The organism is Mucilaginibacter sp. GW822-FHT03E02, from assembly GCF_058801545.1.
In genome coordinates this window covers 2,362,547-2,378,587 of sequence record NZ_JBXANJ010000001.1, presented here as the reverse complement: position 1 = coordinate 2,378,587, position 16,041 = coordinate 2,362,547, and the positions used below count along the sequence as shown (strand labels likewise).

18 protein-coding genes are annotated in these 16,041 nt (G+C 40.8%); 15 read left to right on the top strand and 3 right to left on the bottom strand.

From position 1 onward, the window contains the following. The 9 genes from AC1RM2_RS10000 (at position 1) to AC1RM2_RS09960 (ending at position 7,109) form a co-directional block, all read left to right on the top strand. The gene (locus AC1RM2_RS10000) at positions 1-375 is read left to right on the top strand and encodes a hypothetical protein (RefSeq protein WP_492984965.1); all 375 of its coding nucleotides are present in this window, start codon (positions 1-3) and stop codon (positions 373-375) included. A gap of 136 nt (positions 376-511) precedes the next feature. After that, positions 512-1,192, top strand: coding sequence for a conjugal transfer protein TraI (locus AC1RM2_RS09995; protein WP_492984964.1), 681 nt, complete (start codon positions 512-514; stop codon positions 1,190-1,192). Further along, on the top strand, positions 1,179-1,826 hold the full coding sequence (locus AC1RM2_RS09990) for a hypothetical protein (RefSeq protein WP_492984963.1): 648 nt from the start codon (positions 1,179-1,181) through the stop codon (positions 1,824-1,826). The genes AC1RM2_RS09995 and AC1RM2_RS09990 overlap by 14 nt, the downstream gene beginning before the upstream one ends. Then, positions 1,813-2,484: a TerB family tellurite resistance protein gene (locus AC1RM2_RS09985; RefSeq protein ID WP_492984962.1), complete on the top strand. Its 672-nt coding sequence runs from the start codon at positions 1,813-1,815 to the stop codon at positions 2,482-2,484. Before AC1RM2_RS09990 ends, AC1RM2_RS09985 begins: the two co-directional genes overlap by 14 nt. Next, positions 2,481-3,662, top strand: a complete 1,182-nt coding sequence (traJ, locus tag AC1RM2_RS09980) for a conjugative transposon protein TraJ (RefSeq protein ID WP_492984961.1) — start codon at positions 2,481-2,483, stop codon at positions 3,660-3,662. Before AC1RM2_RS09985 ends, traJ begins: the two co-directional genes overlap by 4 nt. 1 nt (position 3,663) lies before the next feature. After that, the gene (gene traK, locus AC1RM2_RS09975) at positions 3,664-4,290 is read left to right on the top strand and encodes a conjugative transposon protein TraK (protein ID WP_492984960.1); all 627 of its coding nucleotides are present in this window, start codon (positions 3,664-3,666) and stop codon (positions 4,288-4,290) included. Between the two features lie 235 nt (positions 4,291-4,525). Beyond that, positions 4,526-5,593 (top strand): conjugative transposon protein TraM, encoded by a 1,068-nt coding sequence (gene traM, locus AC1RM2_RS09970; RefSeq protein WP_492984959.1) that lies wholly within the window; start codon positions 4,526-4,528, stop codon positions 5,591-5,593. Between the two features lie 3 nt (positions 5,594-5,596). Then, a complete protein-coding gene (locus AC1RM2_RS09965) occupies positions 5,597-6,868 on the top strand; it encodes a hypothetical protein (protein ID WP_492984958.1) in 1,272 nt (423 codons plus the stop codon). A gap of 67 nt (positions 6,869-6,935) precedes the next feature. After that, a complete protein-coding gene (locus AC1RM2_RS09960; RefSeq protein ID WP_492984957.1) occupies positions 6,936-7,109 on the top strand; it encodes a histone H1 in 174 nt (57 codons plus the stop codon). A 46-nt stretch (positions 7,110-7,155) separates the two neighbouring features. Here the strand turns inward: AC1RM2_RS09960 and AC1RM2_RS09955 are convergent, their stop codons facing one another. Next, positions 7,156-7,548 carry a hypothetical protein gene (locus AC1RM2_RS09955; RefSeq protein ID WP_492984956.1) on the bottom strand — a complete coding sequence of 131 codons (393 nt, stop codon included), beginning with the start codon at positions 7,546-7,548 and terminating at the stop codon, positions 7,156-7,158. A gap of 262 nt (positions 7,549-7,810) precedes the next feature. Between AC1RM2_RS09955 and AC1RM2_RS09950 the strand changes: the two genes are divergently transcribed. The 5 genes from AC1RM2_RS09950 to AC1RM2_RS09930 all read left to right on the top strand — a co-directional run bounded on the left by AC1RM2_RS09950 (position 7,811) and on the right by AC1RM2_RS09930 (position 11,669). Further along, positions 7,811-8,551, top strand: a complete 741-nt coding sequence (locus tag AC1RM2_RS09950) for a hypothetical protein (protein WP_492984955.1) — start codon at positions 7,811-7,813, stop codon at positions 8,549-8,551. Positions 8,552-8,783: 232 nt separating this feature from the next. After that, entirely contained in the window at positions 8,784-9,488 is a 705-nt protein-coding gene (locus AC1RM2_RS09945) for a DUF488 domain-containing protein (RefSeq protein WP_492984954.1), read from the top strand. A gap of 5 nt (positions 9,489-9,493) precedes the next feature. Next, a complete protein-coding gene (locus tag AC1RM2_RS09940; RefSeq protein WP_492984953.1) occupies positions 9,494-10,372 on the top strand; it encodes a DUF8757 domain-containing protein in 879 nt (292 codons plus the stop codon). After that, on the top strand, positions 10,372-11,160 hold the full coding sequence (locus tag AC1RM2_RS09935; RefSeq protein ID WP_492984952.1) for an HNH endonuclease: 789 nt from the start codon (positions 10,372-10,374) through the stop codon (positions 11,158-11,160). Before AC1RM2_RS09940 ends, AC1RM2_RS09935 begins: the two co-directional genes overlap by 1 nt. 17 nt (positions 11,161-11,177) lie before the next feature. Continuing rightward, the gene (locus tag AC1RM2_RS09930; protein WP_492984951.1) at positions 11,178-11,669 is read left to right on the top strand and encodes a HEPN family nuclease; all 492 of its coding nucleotides are present in this window, start codon (positions 11,178-11,180) and stop codon (positions 11,667-11,669) included. Here AC1RM2_RS09930 and AC1RM2_RS09925 read toward each other — a convergent pair. Then, a complete protein-coding gene (locus AC1RM2_RS09925; protein ID WP_492984950.1) occupies positions 11,653-13,848 on the bottom strand; it encodes a DEAD/DEAH box helicase in 2,196 nt (731 codons plus the stop codon). The genes AC1RM2_RS09930 and AC1RM2_RS09925 overlap by 17 nt on opposite strands. Next, positions 13,845-14,687, bottom strand: coding sequence for a HamA C-terminal domain-containing protein (locus AC1RM2_RS09920; protein WP_492984949.1), 843 nt, complete (start codon positions 14,685-14,687; stop codon positions 13,845-13,847). Before AC1RM2_RS09920 ends, AC1RM2_RS09925 begins: the two co-directional genes overlap by 4 nt. 578 nt (positions 14,688-15,265) lie before the next feature. Here AC1RM2_RS09920 and AC1RM2_RS09915 point away from each other — a divergent pair. Further along, the gene (locus AC1RM2_RS09915; RefSeq protein ID WP_492984948.1) at positions 15,266-15,880 is read left to right on the top strand and encodes a hypothetical protein; all 615 of its coding nucleotides are present in this window, start codon (positions 15,266-15,268) and stop codon (positions 15,878-15,880) included. The last annotated feature ends 161 nt before the right edge of the window (positions 15,881-16,041 follow it).

The following is a 16,041-nucleotide window of genomic DNA, read 5'->3' as shown; positions in this document are numbered from 1 at the left end:
ATGAAAGCAACAATCAAGATGATGATGGCAGCCATGTTATTATTGGCAGCCTGTCAAAGCAAAAACAACCAAACGGAGAATTTTATCCCCGGTACTTACGTCAATGCTGCTAAGGGCGAATATGCTATTGCCAATGATACTTTGATAGTTAAACAGGTTGATGGCAATAAGTACAAGATCATACGCCGCACTACCTACCAGGCAATCAGGAACGGGCACTTATTGCCGAAGCACAGCAAAGTGGAAAATCTAAATGCGGTTTGGGATAGCAACAAACAGGAATTGGATGAACTGATTACCGGCAGGGTATTTCGCTTCGATACAGGTAAAAAGCTATTGCTGATTAACCAGGCTGCATACCAGAAAATCAACTAACAAAATTATTCACCAATAACAATGGATATACCGCGATGGCGGCGTAAAAGGAGGCTATTGTGTCAAACCGAGCCCTGGCGACCTCATGAGTACCAAATAAAAACAAAATCAAATGACGAATAAATTCAAAAAAATCATGAAAAAATACATGGTCATATTACCCCTGTCGGCAGTGACTGTCTTTGTATCGCTGCCCAAAGGCGCGGATGCACAAGTCGTTATCAGCCAAGTATTGCAGGAAACGGTCGGCCGGGTCATCCGGGCTATTGACCTGCAAGTACAAAGGTTGCAGAATCAAACCATTTGGCTACAGAATGCACAAAAGGCACTGGAAAACCAACTATCCAAACTGAAGCTGACCGAAATATCCAACTGGTCGCAAAAGCAGCAGGATTTGTATAAAGGCTATTATGATGAGCTATGGCAGGTCAAATCGGTCATCACTTATTACGAACGCATCAAAGATATGACCAAAAAACAGGCAGCATTGGTCGGCCAATATAACCAAGCCTGGAACCTGCTCAAGCAGGATACGCATTTCTCGGCAGATGAACTCAAATATATGGGTTCCGTGTATTCAGGTATCCTGCAAGAGAGTGTCAAAAACCTGGACGAAATTTTAGTGGTGATCAATTCTTTTAAAACACAAATGAGCGATGCGAAACGGCTGGAACTGGTCGATAAGGCTGCCGACCGCATCGATACTAATTGTAGCGACCTCAAACAGTTTAACAATCAGAATTATGTCTTGAGCATCCAGCGGGCCAAAGATGCAAATGAAGTGGAAACCTTAAAACGCTATTATGGAATTGAGTAAGATGATAAAGCCGGTTTGCTGCTTTTTGCTTTGCGCTTTTAGCTTTCAGCTCACAAGGGCACAGACCTTTGCCGAGTGGTTTTCACAAAAGAAAACGCAGATCAAATACCTCACGCTGCAAATTGCCGCTTTGGAGCAATACGGTAGCTATATCAAACAAGGTTATGCTATATCGCGGAATGGCTTAGGCAGTATCGGCGGTTATATCAAAAGTGAGTATGGTTTACATTCCAGCTACTACGGTTCCTTAAAAACGGTTAACCCCGAGATCAATGGCGATGGGAAAGCGGATAGCATTGTACGATACGCCCGACAGATTCCGGGGCAATTTGACCAACTGAATAAGCTGAATGGCCTGGATAACGATAACAGGCAATATGTCGAACTGGTTAAAGCAAAGGTATTGGAAGAATGCGATAAAGACTTAGCTGAATTGCAATTGGTCATGACTGCCGGCCAGGCCGAAATGACGGATGATGAGCGCATTAAAAGGCTCGACGAGGTCTATGTCCGTATGAAAGATAAGTACGCTTTTACGCAGTCCTTTTGCAACCAGGTCAGGATGCTATTGCTCCAGCGCAATCGCGAACTACAGGATATTCAATCATTAGGGAGGTACTATGAAAATAATTAAAATTTATATAAAACCCTCTCTACCGGGAAAGGTTTGGGTGGGGCTGTTGTGCTTCATGCTTTTCGCCTTCAGCCTATTACCCCAAAAAGCTAAAGCGCAAGACCAGGATATCATGCAATTAATATTAGATATCGAAAAGCTAACACAGTTCAAGGCGATCCTTTCGGATATGCAGCAGGGTTATTCCATCTTAACACAGGGCTACCAGCAGGTTAAAAATCTGTCGCAAGGCAATTTTAACCTTCACTCCGTTTTCCTTAACGGCTTGCTGCAGGTCAATCTCGAGGTCGCTAAATACGCAAGGGTAGCCGATATTATTGCAGACGAGGTGAGCATCCTCACGGAATACAAAAAAGCATACAAGCAATTTCAAAACAGTGGGAGTTTCAACGCAGATGAATTGGATTATTTGGCCAAGGTTTATGCCGGGCTTACCAGCGCAGCACTCAATGACGTAAATAACCTGGCTAATATCCTAACGGCTTCGAAATTGCGCATGTCGGATGATGAACGGCTATCAGCCATAGACCGGATCTATGCTTCGAGCAGTGATAAACTTTCTTTTCTGCGAGACTTTAACCAGCGCACCAAAATCCTGCTTTTACAGCGGCAGCAGGAACAGAACGAGGTCAATAACTTAAAAAGCTTATACCCATGAAACGAAAAGTATTATTTACAGGTATGGCATTACTGCTATTCAGTGCTAATGCAACTATAGTTAATGCCCAGGACATTACTTCAAGCCTGAAAGGGATGCAGCCGATATTGGACAACGTGTACAACCAAATGATACCCATGTGCAGCAACCTGATTGATGCCGCACGCGGCATCGCGGGGTTTGCGGCTTTGTGGTACATCGCATCGCGGGTGTGGCGGCAAATCGCTCAGGCGGAGCCACTTGACTTCTATCCGCTGTTGCGCCCGTTCGCCCTGGGTATGGCGATTATGCTGTTCCCGATGGTCATTTCGCTGATGAACGGCATCATGCAACCTATCGTGTCGGCGACCGGCGCGATGGTGACCAATTCAGATAACAGCATTGCTTTATTGCTCAAACAAAAACAAGATGCCATAAAAAATAGCAGTAGCTACCAGATGTATGTCGGCGATGATGGCAACGGGGACAGGCAAAAGTGGTATCAGTACACGCATCCCGATGACCCGAACGACCAGAACGAGGGCACATTTTCCAGTTTAGGCAACGATGTGAAATTTTGGATGGATAAGAATATGTACAATTTCAAAAACAACATCAAGCAATGGATGAGTGAAATTTTGCAGGTGTTATATGCGGCAGCAATCCTTTGTATCAATACCCTGCGCACCTTTTACCTGATCGTACTGGCTATTTTAGGCCCGCTGGTATTCGGGTTCGCGGTATTTGATGGCTTACAGCATTCTTTGCAGCAATGGGTCGCTCGTTACATCAATATTTTTCTATGGCTGCCTATCGCCAACATCTTCGGTAGCATTATCGGCCAGGTACAGCAGCAAATGATCAAACTGGATATATCACAGATACAAAGCGCAGGCGATACATTCTTTAGTCCGACAGATACTTGTTACCTCATATTTCTCTGTATCGGAATTGTAGGCTATTTCTCCGTACCGAGCGTAGCGAATTACGTCATTCATGCGCATGGCGGCAACGGATTACTGAACAAGGTAACAAGCGTCGCAGCCACTACTGTTAGTATGGCTCCAGGTGTCGCCGCGACCGTCGGCGACCGTGCGGAACAAGCCCGAAGTAATATCCTGAACGCACCGGCTGACTTTATGGACGGTTATCGCGGAACCGGCAACAATCATCAAAAAAACAAATTGGAGGGCAAATAACATGTTTCAGCAATTCAAAAACATAGACACGGCGTTTAAGCATATTAAACTGTTCAGCATCTTTTTATTGCTGGCGAATGCGGCAACCATGTGCTTTTGCATCTATAAAAGCTATGCTATCGTTACCCTGGCACAAAACCGGGTACATATACTCTATAACGGCAAAGTCTTGGAGGCCATAGCGTCAGATCGCAAAACGAACCTGCCCGTGGAACTGCGGGACCATATCAAAACTTTCCACGAGGACTTTTTCACCCTGGTGCCGGACGATAAGCAAATAGATGCTACTGTAACGAAAGCTTTGTATTTAGCCGATGGCAGCGCCAAGGCCGCTTACGATAATTTAAAAGAGGCCGGTTATTTCAATAACCTCATTTCCGCGAATATTAACCAGCAGGTGCAGGTAGACAGTATTCGCCTGGACCTTGACAATTATCCTTACGCTTTCACTTGCTATGCAACCGAAAAACTAGTGCGCTCGACCAGCACAGTTACCCGTAAACTGATCACGCAGGGCAAGGTCAGTGACCTGAAAACGGAAACGGACAACAACCCGCACGGCTTCCTGATACAGGGCTGGGAGATACTCCAAAACAATGATGAACAGGTTAAAAGCAATCAGCCATGAGATTATTCAGAAAGAAAAAAGGAGTTGCAGTGCATAGGGATAGCACTTTGCTGATCCGTATAAGCCACACTATTCATCATCGGCAATTACAGGTATCCGGCTATCTCAACCGCAAAACCCAGTATTGGAACCGGGCATCCAAGTTAACTGCGCTGTTTCTATTCTGCCTGTTATTCGGTAGTTGCTGTTTGCTGTTGCTACTTAAAGCGATTATTCACTTTTAAAAACATCATATATGACAACACAAGAGGAAAGAAAACGAAAAATGCTGCTTTTGCTGCCGCTCTTAGTCCTACCGTTCCTGGCATTAGGATTTTATGCAATGGGCGGTGGTAAAGGCGATGCTGACTCGCAAACCGCATTGGCCGGTAAAGGCATCAACACCCAATTACCGGATGCTAAATTTCAAAAAGGCAAAAAGGCGAATAAAATGGCGTTGTATGAACAGGCGCAACAGAACAGTGCAGCAGGCAGGTCGAAATCTGCGGCAGGTGCATTTGCCGCTTTGGGGTGGGATACGTCTAAATACAGCCATCCAGCCGCCACGCCAGCCAATAGCGCGTTGGATAACGAGGTTAAGATCAAAGAACGGCTGGCCCAGATCAACAAGCAGATCAGCCAACCTGTACCCATCGGTAAACCACCGGTTGCGGACTATCAGGCCAGCGCCAGGCCTGCCGACCTTGACCGTTTGGAAACAATGCTGAAACAAAAACAGCAAATCAGCGAACCCGACCCGCAAATGCAGCAATTGAATACCATGCTCGATAAGATCATGCAAATTCAGAACCCGGCTGTAGTAAAAGATAACCTGCAAGCCGCTAAAACGGTGGTTAAGGATACCGCCTTTAAGGCGATACCCGCCGTCATTGACGGCAATCAGAAAGTAGCGCCGGGAGGCGTGGTCAAATTGCGTTTGCAGGATACCGTCAGGATAAATGGTCTGGTCATACCCAAAGGACAAACAGTATTCGGCTCCTGCGCGGTGACCAATCAAAGACTTTTACTCGATATCCGCAACATCCGCTTAGGAACAGCCATTGTCCCCGTCAATTTCACCGTGTTTTCGCTGGATGGAATGGCGGGCATCGCGGCGCCGGAAGCCGAATTGGGCGAGGCGGCGGGCAGCGGGGCAAACGGGGCGCTCGAAAACATGCAGTTCTTGTCGGCGGATTACAGTATCGGCACACAGGCAGCCACAGCAGGCATCTCGGCGGCGAAAAGCCTTTTAGGCAAGAAAGTCCGGAAAATCAGGGTAAAGCTTAAAGGCGGCGAAAGCGTGTTGCTCCGTATCAATCATTGAGCCATGCAACTGGAAACCAAATATGCACCGGAGATCATAGGCATGCTGGAAGATGCGCAGGACGTTGGTTTTACATACGTTGCCTTTGAATTGCGGCCCGATGTCATGGATCTGCGGCCTAAGCACTTGTCATTTTTTGACAAAGCCGGCTACGCTGTTAGCCATGCAACGACGGCCAACCAGCGACATGAACCACCCGGGCCGGGCATTGCCTACCCGGTTCATTTTATGACCATTGAACAACTGCTTTTGGAATTGAAACAAGCAAATCCATTAACCATAAACAAGATTGATATGAACAGGAACAATTTAGAGAACATCCAGGACGAGATGAAAAACCTGCGTTTCAGTAAGAAAGCTATTGACGAGGCGCAGCAGAAAATGGAAAAGGGATTACCCGACTTTACGGTGTCCGAACAAATTAAGGGTAATAAAGGCCAGGTCGATGTAACTGCCCATTTCAGGCAATCCGGCCAGTCGGACAATTATTATCTCAACAAATTCGCCGTAGCCTTAAACACGGGCAAGGCCCTGGAGGAGGGGCACAAATATTTTATTATTACACCCAATGACAAAGAGCCCGGTAAAAACCTGACCAAATCGTTTGAAAATGTGAGCGATGCGATCAGCTTTTTCAAGGAACAAAAAGGCGACAGCCGTTTAGCTGCCGGAAAAGATGCCGGACACGCTACCGAACTGGCCACGATGAAAGCCGGCAGAGTAGACTACATGGAAAAAGAGTTCCAGCGTACTTTCCGCACGCCAGCGCAGACACAAACCTTTTTCGTAGAACGCGGGCGGGGCTTTACTGTTGAGCAGGCGGCCAACCTGATACAGGGCCGTTCGGTTTATCGCGATGACCTGTTGAATTTAGGCGGCCAGCCTTACGCTGCCTGGATCAAGCTGGATATGGACAGCCCAAAGGACAAATATCAGAACTATCAAACCAATCAGTACCACGTCCCTTCTTATGGTTTTACTGCCAAAGAAGCTCTTGAAAAATATCAGATCAAGGAATTAGCTGATCCTAAAAAACTGGATTCATTGATGGTATCTATTGAAAATGGTAACCGGCCGTTAATCACCACTGTTAAAGACGGCGAAGAAGTTAAATTGAATGTCGAAGCGGCGCCGCGTTACCGCCAGATCAATTTCTTCCAGGAAAACGGCAAGCCGGAAAAACGAGAGCAGTTTTTGAAAGAGCCGAAACTTGATCAGGCCCTGCAACTCAACAAAGGTAAGGGAAAAGAGCAGGAGCAAGGTATGGCGGTATAATACCGTTTTTACCTTTGCAGGCTTTAAAACCAACAAACAATTTTTATTTACTTTTATATTTAAAACAATGGAACAGATCGCAAAATTAAAGGAACTAATTGCTTCAGCAGAAGTTGACGCAGAAAAATTTGGTAAAGGAAATAACGCCGCTGGCACCAGACTGCGCAATACCATGCAGCAATTAAAAGTAACCGCACAGGAAGTACGCACTGCTGTTACCGAAAAGAAAAATGCGAAGTAATTTACATTTAGGTTTGACAACAATTATTGGGAAGCCTGGCACTTAGTCAGGCTTTCTTTGCTTCAACGGCCGGTGCTTTCACCGTATTTACTACAGCATAACTAATTAAAGTAGCGGAATCGCCTCCTTTGTTATTCCAAACGCAGTGATCTGCCCCCCAATATAATGCGTAGTACTTTTCATCAACATTATTAAATTTTTTAAGGCCGTTAGTACCTGTACCTGTAAAAACAATAACGATTTGATCTTTTGCTAACTTCACTTCAGGGAAAATGAAAATATGACGAAATTCGTTAGAGACTTTGCCATCTGAATCAAATGTTCGATCAACTAACGCAAAACCTTTTGTATTAAATTCAGCTTGGGCCTTTAGCCACACTTGTTCTTTTGCAGGCGTATCACCATTCACTACCTTGATTATTTCAAACGTGTGTTTCATTACTTTATGTTTATAATTGATCTGCAAAGGTCTGTATTTATAGATTACGTTCGCTATTAACTTTATAGCTTGACGATTAAATGACTATAGAGAACCATTGTTTTGGTGACTAATTAATAAAATAAATGAAAAATATAACGATAACGGTTTTGACACCTTTTTTTCAAAAAAGATTGAGTCGAATGACACTAACCCGGCTGAATTTCATTTTAATAAAACGCATTTTGAATATTGGGGGAACAAAACCGACAACTCCGGTCAAATGTCATTAATAATTCGGTGGAACATAGAAAGCTACAATCATGAGAAAATCGGAAGTTATATTGAAAAAGGAATTGAGGCTTTAAACCATGTCATCTATTATGCAAGAACGTTTGATGACGATTCGACGAATATGGTATTAATATCTCCCAGGACGGTAAAAGCTGTACATGTCGTTATTATTGAATCAGAAAAGGAAATATTAAACGCAGATCAGGATTTGGCTTATACTCCACCTCGATATTTTCACGAATATTATGATTATATCAATGATGGTAGCTGGAATGCTGACTTCAATGAGATCATTGAATTGGCGGGAAATCAAATTCTCGAAATCAACTTATTGGTAGACGCAAATCATGCAATATTTGAGGGTCGCTACAGCGAAGCAGTAATTAATTGCTTAACGGCAATAGAAACACATATTTTCCCTATTTTGTCTGAATGGCTTAAAAATAGTTTTTTAAATAAAAGTGAAAAAAATGCAGAAAATTTGTTAATAGATTTGACATCAGGCTCTAAATTGGAATTATTATTTGGTACAGTTAAATCTGAATATTTAAAACACCATCCTAAATTACTGGAAGATCTAAAAGGCATTAATAGGTTAAGAAACAATATCGTTCACAAAGGAACCCGAGCATCCAGAGCCGAAGCCACAAACGCCTTGAATATGACGGCCAAATTTATTATGATCCTTTATTTTCAAATAGGAGAAAACGATTATATCTGGAGTGAATGAAGCTGCAAATACCAAAAGACGATAAAATTTTATTATATACATTTGCACAATGTATTATAGGAGGAAATTGCTTTTAGGATTGTTACAAGTGTTCAATAATGACCTTCAAAAAATCAGGTTACAAAAGCTGTTATTTCTTTTAAGTAGGTTTCAGAAGGACAAAAGCAGTTATCAATTCGTACCCTATAAATATGGCTGTTATTCCTTTCAAAGCATCGCTGATCTAAATACCTTGGTTAAATACAACATTGTTCAGCAAGACCAAAACCATGTTCTTAAAATATCGGATGTTGACTATCTGGCGCAATTAAAGCCTTCAGATAAACAAGCTATTATGAGCCTGAAAACTGTATATGGGGGAAAAACAAATGAAGAATTAACAAAATCAACTTACATTTCCCACCCGTACTATGCGATAAATAGCCTGATAGCCAAAGATATCCTAAGCACCGAGCAATATCAACGCGTTTTAGATGCGCGACCCCAAAAGTCTAAAATCATACTATTTACAATTGGTTATGAAGGGCTTCCGTTAGAAGAATATCTCAATAAACTGATTACCAATGACGTTCGACTACTTTGTGATGTACGAAACAATCCACTTAGTATGAAGTTTGGTTTTTCAAAGAGCCAACTAAAATCAGCTTGCGAAAGCGTGGGAATTGCTTATGAACATCTACCCGAAGTAGGTATTCAGTCGGAAGATAGGCAGGAACTAAATTCCCAAGCAGATTATGACTTGCTATTTGAATCCTATAAAAAAGAGGTTCTTCCGGATACCATTGATAATCAGAAAATTATTTTAAATTTATTGCAAAAACATCAAAGAATTGCTTTGACCTGCTTTGAAGCAAATATTTGCCAATGTCACCGAAAACCTCTGGCAGAAGCAATTACGAAGCTTGAAGGCTGGCACTATGAAGTCCGCCACCTATAACCTTAATGCTTAGAAAGAAAGTTCTCATAACTGTAACTACCTATCCGCTTCCCTCACGGAGTTATGATGAATTAGTATGCACTGCCGGAATATGTGAAGATGGTAGTTGGATAAGAATATACCCCGTCCCTTTTAAATTTCTGTCGGGGCTGAGAAATGACGGTGTAATCGGCACTTACAAATTTACCTGGATCGAACTCAATCTTAGACGGCGGACAGAGGATTTTCGACCAGAGAGTCATTCACCAATCAACTACGATTTTTCCGATATGGCCGTTAGGGAAAGTATTGATATTAAAGGGGGAACAAAAGCTAAACTAAATGCCTGGAAGTCAAGAATCGAACTTTGCACCAAAAGTTTGTACACTGACATGACCTCATTGATTGACCACAGCCGGGATCCTAAAAACGTTTCTTTAGCCACATTTAAACCCACTAAATTATTGGCGTTTGAATATGAAGACGACGACCGGGAATGGAAGCAGGAATGGAAGGATCAGCTAAATCAGCTTGAACTTTTTGTTACCAATGGCACCAATACTGAACCAAGGAAATTGATCGCAAAACTACCGTATAAATTCTTCTATAAATTTGAAGACTGCAATGGCCGCGTTTCCAGGCTCATGATTGAGGACTGGGAGATAGGCCAGTTATATTTCAATTGCTTAAGGTCTTATGTGGACGAGCAAACCGCGCTTGAAAAGGTAAAAGAAAAATATTGGGATCAATTTGTGATCCGGGACATCCACTTCTTTTTAGGAACAACAAAGGAATGGCATATGCGACGATCTAAAAATCCTTTTGTAATTATCGGTGTATTTTACCCTCCTGTAATCCCTGTGGAATCTTATCCTAAAGAAAGTCAGCTAAAATTGGCATTGTAATGAACTGTATATTTTGCAAGAAATCCTCTATCATTTCTAAAAGTGTAGAGCATATTATTCCGGAATCGTTGGGAAACAAAGAACATATTTTACCTAAAGGAATCGTTTGTGACCGATGTAATAATTACTTCAGCAATAAAATTGAAAAGCCGCTATTAGAATTACCATATTTCGTTAGCGTACGTCATCGGAAGATGATTGAAAGTAAGAGAGGCCGAATTCCGGTAGACGAGGGATTTTTATTAGCAGGGGAAGATAGTTACAAAGTAAATTTCCATATTAATGACGATGGGAAATCGCTAAGCTTTGATAACGAAAATGCCGTAAAATATTTGCTAAATAATAAGCAATTTACCGTAGTTGCTTTAGTGAACGATAAGCCACCGGCAGATAGTTTATATATTTCAAAATTTTTAGGCAAAGTAGCTGTGGAGGCTTTTGCGAAAATTGGATTGGACGTAGAGGGGGGAATAAAAGATATTATTGATAATCCAGGATTGGATCCTCTAAGAAATTTCGTAAGATTTGGCACCGGGCCAAAGTTTTGGCCTTATCATGTACGCCCAATTTACCCCGAAACTCATTATTTTATAAATGAGCCGAATCACTCTTACGAAGTATTACATGAATTTCAATTATTTCAGACAACAGAGCATCAATGGCATTTAGTGTTAGTGATTTTTGGGTTTGAATACTGCATTGACTTAACAGGGCCAGATATGGATTCTTATTTATCATGGCTAAAAAATAATAACAATGAAAGTCCACTATATCATAAACTAAAATAATCACCAGTAGAAAATATATGGGAAACTACAGAGATTTAGAATACGAGTTTGTTGAAAGGACGTTACTACTCATTGCTCAATACGAAAGCATGTTACACAAATTTGATTTTAAAGAGCAATACAATTACACTTTACTTATTAACTGCCTGACTGGTTTAATTGTTATGCCCAAAGAGCGAACAATAAGCGCAATACCCGCTGATCGGTTGCTGTCTAAAATGAAGGCAGAAATGGGGCTGGTAAATACCGTTATAAATGATGACATCACAAGTTTAAAGGATTTAATTGTTGCATTGCGCCATTGTGTAGCCCATTTTTCAATTGAGGTAAAATCTCAAACTGACGAAAATTTTATTGATGACATTATTTTCTACGACAATCAAAAAGGACAAGGTTATGAAGTAGCAAACTTTAAGGCCAGTGAGTTATTACCTTTTGTAAGATATTATGCAAATTGGCTTTTAAGTAATCTTAAAATAGCTAGAAACATATCTAAAAGGCATTCCTAATCTTTTTTATTTCATAATTTATTAGCCCCCGACTTCTAAGTGCATCATCAGTCAAATTGTTGCACTGATTAATTAAGACCTCTGAACTCAAATCTTGATTCAGGAATTTACCTAACTTGTTTATTGCTGATACTGGTATATCATATTCCATCAAAGCGGCCAGATTTGGATGTAAGAAAGTATGTTCTAATGAACTGGCAAAAAATGAGTAGTTACCAAAGGGGATATTGTGCTTTTTTAATACATACTCTTGTAAATCTGAAATAACAGAAATCCACTTAGGAAGTTTATAGTCAAACCAATGTCTGGTTATGTTTAAAATAAAAAATGCCATTGCGTTTATCCTCGTTTGCTGATCTGGGTATCGCTCTATATAGAAAGGATCATTTATTATATCATTTATCAAGGCTGACACAGATTTAAACTGACTATATTTTATGGTCAGTACCGCCAAATGCGCGGCACTCCTGATGTCTGCCTTATTTTCACCGGGTCTTAACAAATTGCTCCAAGCCAATTCTATAATCAATAGGATTTGATCATAGGTTGGATAAGCCGTCCAATTTAACAAATAACGGTATTGGCTTAAATTATCTTCGATAAGTTGCACAATTTTTAACTGGCCATCGATATTAATACTTGAGTTTTTCCGAAGTACTGTTTTTAGATTTTCGTCAAGATTATTGAATGCATCCAATTTGTGTCTTACATTCTTATCAAGGTCGGCGTCATCTAATGCGATAAGAATTTCTAACGGGGCATTTTCCTGGTCAAATAAAGGAATGTCGACAAATAACTCCATTTGATCAGGTTGTTTTTCAAAACGAATAACATTTCCAATAAAATGCTTGTTCATACGTCCAGATCGTCCCGCAATGTTTTTGTAATCAAAGAAATCTATTTGTTTTGTTCCCTTTTCTTTGTCATATAGCACAACATTCTTAGCAGAGGTATTCACCCCCTCTATTAGCGTGGATGTACAAAAAAGCCATCTAATCGAACCGTTATTAAAAGCATCCACGATAGAACTACCAAGGTGTCTTGGCAATGCCCCATGATGAAATGCCACGCCGGAATTAATAGCATCTATTAGGGACCATTTAGGATTAATATTTTGGCTTATCCATTCAAGGATATCTGCGTTGTCATTTAGATTCGCAATAGCTAAATTCACTTGCTTTGCTTTAAGCTCAGAAATAAATTCAATTCCGATGGTTGTAGCCTTATTAGGGGAAGAACAGTAAATTAATGTTTGCTCGTTTAGCGCCGATAAAAAATTAAATAAACTATCCTTTTTTAACTGCTTCTTTTCTTTCGCTTTAACATTACCGGTGACCTCAAGGCTACTTTCATCAACTGCCACCGTGGAAAAATCTGTTGGAAACCAGGTTAATTCAAATTTCTCCTTAAATGATAGTGGAATATTTCTAACCATTGGCCCAAGCAAATAAAATTTATTTGTGAATTTGAGCAATCTGTTAAATGCTTGATTTAAAGCGATTGCTCTATCATCGTCTCGATCCAGGCTCAGCTTGTAAAACTCATCAATTACAAAAAAGTCAATATTTTCAAAATGCTCGTATTCTACAACCCGCTCCCCTGTAAAAAGAAATATATTACGTTTAGTATCATCCGGTACTTGGTTGGTAGAAACGATAATTTTATAGTTATCCCTGTATTTTAAAAGTTTTTTGCGTATTTCGTCTAATAACGCAAGTGTAGGTTGGATGATAACGATTTGTTTATACAAGAGACTAGCAACAACCTCCTCAATAAGCAGACTTTTACCAAAACTGGTTGGTGCACTGACAACAACTGCTTTTCTACTTTGAAGTTCCACAGAAAGATACTGTTGTTCTTCGTGTAGAAAGACATCTTTTATAAAAGGAGACTTGTGATATTCATATCGTAATAAAGCGCTGGTAGATAGATTTTCAGTATCTATATACGGATACAGACCTGCAGCTTCCGTCAAGTCATTCCAAATGGGTTTTGTATTTTCCTGTAACTTCGACCACGCATCTCTAACCCGAATTACAATATCACGGCCAAATCTTTCTTCTTCTTTATTTCTAAGCAATTGCGAACAAAATTTAGATAGATCAAAACTTTCATCATAATCAATAAACTTTGACTCTGAAATAAATTTTATTGCATCAGTTGTGGTTTGGAAGGTCATATTTTCTGCATTAGTTTAAGTCGTGTATCAAGTTCAGTATTCAACGCATCTTTATCCTGAACTGGTAGGAGCATCAGAATTATTTCTACATTAATTGAGCCTTTTAGCCTAATAAACTCATTATTTAGTAAATTCCATTCTGCAATAAAATCAGTCAAACACTGAGGAGTATTATCATTGTGAGTGTTGAATAAGTCGCTATTATAAGTACATACCATTGGTATCACAATGCTCGAAAATATAACATCAAGCCTTTGGTGTTTGTCCATTAAGGCTCTCCAATGTTCTATTTCCGGAATATTGTTAGGTAGCTTTTTTGAAATCAAACTAAATTCCCGACGCAAATAATCCGCATTTACATGTTTTGCAATATCTCCGGCTAAATCTCTAATTCCACCTGAACCGGATTTGTAAAGCTTCGATTCACCCAACCATAACTTCTTTTCTGTTCCATTAATACTGATTTGCACACCATCAAATCCATGCGCCGGCACGTTATGAGAGTCTTTGAAATATATCTTGGATATTAACGGCACTGTATTATGGAAATCACGCAAAAGTAAATGCAAAATCAGTTCGCCAAATTCGCCTCTGGTCTGGTATTTTTCTGTCATGTAAACAGTTTCGGCAGCTTCCTTTAATCTTTCGATAATCTCAGTAAGGTGCACTTGCTCACCACAATGATACCCCAAAGCAAATTCAGGAATCACATTTCTAATAACATCAACTAAGGGTTGAATTCTAAATTTATTTTGATCAAAACCAACATAATATGCTTTTAATGCGGGATCAGAAATTTTTTCTTCGAGAACTAATTCGGATTTAAACGGTCGAGACATTAATAACTTGTTATGTGATTGAAAAGGTTTTTATAAAATGGTCTTTATGAATATTTTATAAAAATAGATAATTAAAGTTATCCGGGGATATTTTTCTAAAGCCAGCAGTTCCAGCCGCTTTGTTCCTCAGCCGCTTCACTGCATTTTAAAACACCTGGCGATTTGGGCTTCGCTGCCGCATCGCCAAAACCGCCAGAATTTTTTGCTGCCATTTAATACCCTTTTTTATCTCATTCCATTTTCTCCACTGGCTTTTTCGCAAGCAAATTTCTGAACGGCGGGACTGAAATGCCAAGACCGTGCCCTGCGGGTTTGCTGGAAAAAAATCTCCACACCCCTCGCTTCGCTCGGGGGTAGTATTTTTTTCCGCAAAGTCTTGTCCTTCAGCCCGCCGTGTTCAGGTGAGGGTGCTTACAAAAAGCCACCGGAGGCTCTTGCCGACGGGGGCTGATTAAAAAAGCAATTCGGAGAAATTATGGAAACACGAAACGACAGGGCACCACCACAGCGGGGACAGCAAAAACCGCAGACCATCACAGCCAAGAGAAAAGTATTGAACAATTTAAAAATTAGAAATCATGAAAACGACAGTAATAGGAAGCGATAAAGCTAAAAACAACAACGAAGTAAAAGACAACAACATTCGTCCAAATCTGACAGGAAAGGAGGCTAAAGACGAAGTCAGTAAAGATAAAGCATCTACCGAAGCGTCACAGGTTGAGAAAACCAAAGCTACCGAAGCCAAGACTGATAATACAGCTACAGTGGATAACCAACCCGCTAATGTTGCAGAAGCCCCAAAAGCCGGAACAGTAGCACAGGCGGAAGAAGCAAAGCCACAAGCCGAGCCAACTAAAAAGGAACTGAAAGAGCAGTTTATCGCACAGCAGGAGCGCAAATTAGCCGAGACGGTAAAAATAGTGGAAGTATTGGGCAAGAAGATTGTTCAAAAAAACAAGCTGGAAAACACAATTGCCAATATTGACAGCTTTACGGTTGCTCAAAGCGATGATAAAGACGATATGGCAAGCGATAGCCGTTTTGCACGTTGCGAACTGGTTATTTCCGATGATGACGGCAACGAGTTTGTCACTAAAAACCCTTTCATTATTGCCTATGTCGCACAGGAAGTTAAACAGCTTTGTATCGACAAACTGGCAGAAGTTGAAGCAAGTATTGTAATACCCGCATAAGTTAACACTGGCAACGCCCTATGTATTAGTGGTACATAGGGCGTTTTGCTTAGATGGTTAAATCTTAAAAAGCTAAAGCAATGTTAGAAATTTTCATCGAATTAACCGACCAAATATTTTGGAAAGGTTATGCACAACAGTTAGCAATAGACAACCCCGCA

Coding starts and splice junctions, on each gene's coding strand:
- AC1RM2_RS10000 (WP_492984965.1), top strand. CDS start 1: ATGAAAGCAACAATCAAGATGATGATGGCAGCCATGTTATTATTGGCA.
- AC1RM2_RS09995 (WP_492984964.1), top strand. CDS start 512: ATGAAAAAATACATGGTCATATTACCCCTGTCGGCAGTGACTGTCTTT.
- AC1RM2_RS09990 (WP_492984963.1), top strand. CDS start 1,179: ATGGAATTGAGTAAGATGATAAAGCCGGTTTGCTGCTTTTTGCTTTGC.
- AC1RM2_RS09985 (WP_492984962.1), top strand. CDS start 1,813: ATGAAAATAATTAAAATTTATATAAAACCCTCTCTACCGGGAAAGGTT.
- traJ (WP_492984961.1), top strand. CDS start 2,481: ATGAAACGAAAAGTATTATTTACAGGTATGGCATTACTGCTATTCAGT.
- traK (WP_492984960.1), top strand. CDS start 3,664: ATGTTTCAGCAATTCAAAAACATAGACACGGCGTTTAAGCATATTAAA.
- traM (WP_492984959.1), top strand. CDS start 4,526: ATGACAACACAAGAGGAAAGAAAACGAAAAATGCTGCTTTTGCTGCCG.
- AC1RM2_RS09965 (WP_492984958.1), top strand. CDS start 5,597: ATGCAACTGGAAACCAAATATGCACCGGAGATCATAGGCATGCTGGAA.
- AC1RM2_RS09960 (WP_492984957.1), top strand. CDS start 6,936: ATGGAACAGATCGCAAAATTAAAGGAACTAATTGCTTCAGCAGAAGTT.
- AC1RM2_RS09955 (WP_492984956.1), bottom strand. CDS start 7,548: ATGAAACACACGTTTGAAATAATCAAGGTAGTGAATGGTGATACGCCT.
- AC1RM2_RS09950 (WP_492984955.1), top strand. CDS start 7,811: ATGTCATTAATAATTCGGTGGAACATAGAAAGCTACAATCATGAGAAA.
- AC1RM2_RS09940 (WP_492984953.1), top strand. CDS start 9,494: ATGCTTAGAAAGAAAGTTCTCATAACTGTAACTACCTATCCGCTTCCC.
- AC1RM2_RS09935 (WP_492984952.1), top strand. CDS start 10,372: ATGAACTGTATATTTTGCAAGAAATCCTCTATCATTTCTAAAAGTGTA.
- AC1RM2_RS09930 (WP_492984951.1), top strand. CDS start 11,178: ATGGGAAACTACAGAGATTTAGAATACGAGTTTGTTGAAAGGACGTTA.
- AC1RM2_RS09925 (WP_492984950.1), bottom strand. CDS start 13,848: ATGACCTTCCAAACCACAACTGATGCAATAAAATTTATTTCAGAGTCA.
- AC1RM2_RS09920 (WP_492984949.1), bottom strand. CDS start 14,687: ATGTCTCGACCGTTTAAATCCGAATTAGTTCTCGAAGAAAAAATTTCT.
- AC1RM2_RS09915 (WP_492984948.1), top strand. CDS start 15,266: ATGAAAACGACAGTAATAGGAAGCGATAAAGCTAAAAACAACAACGAA.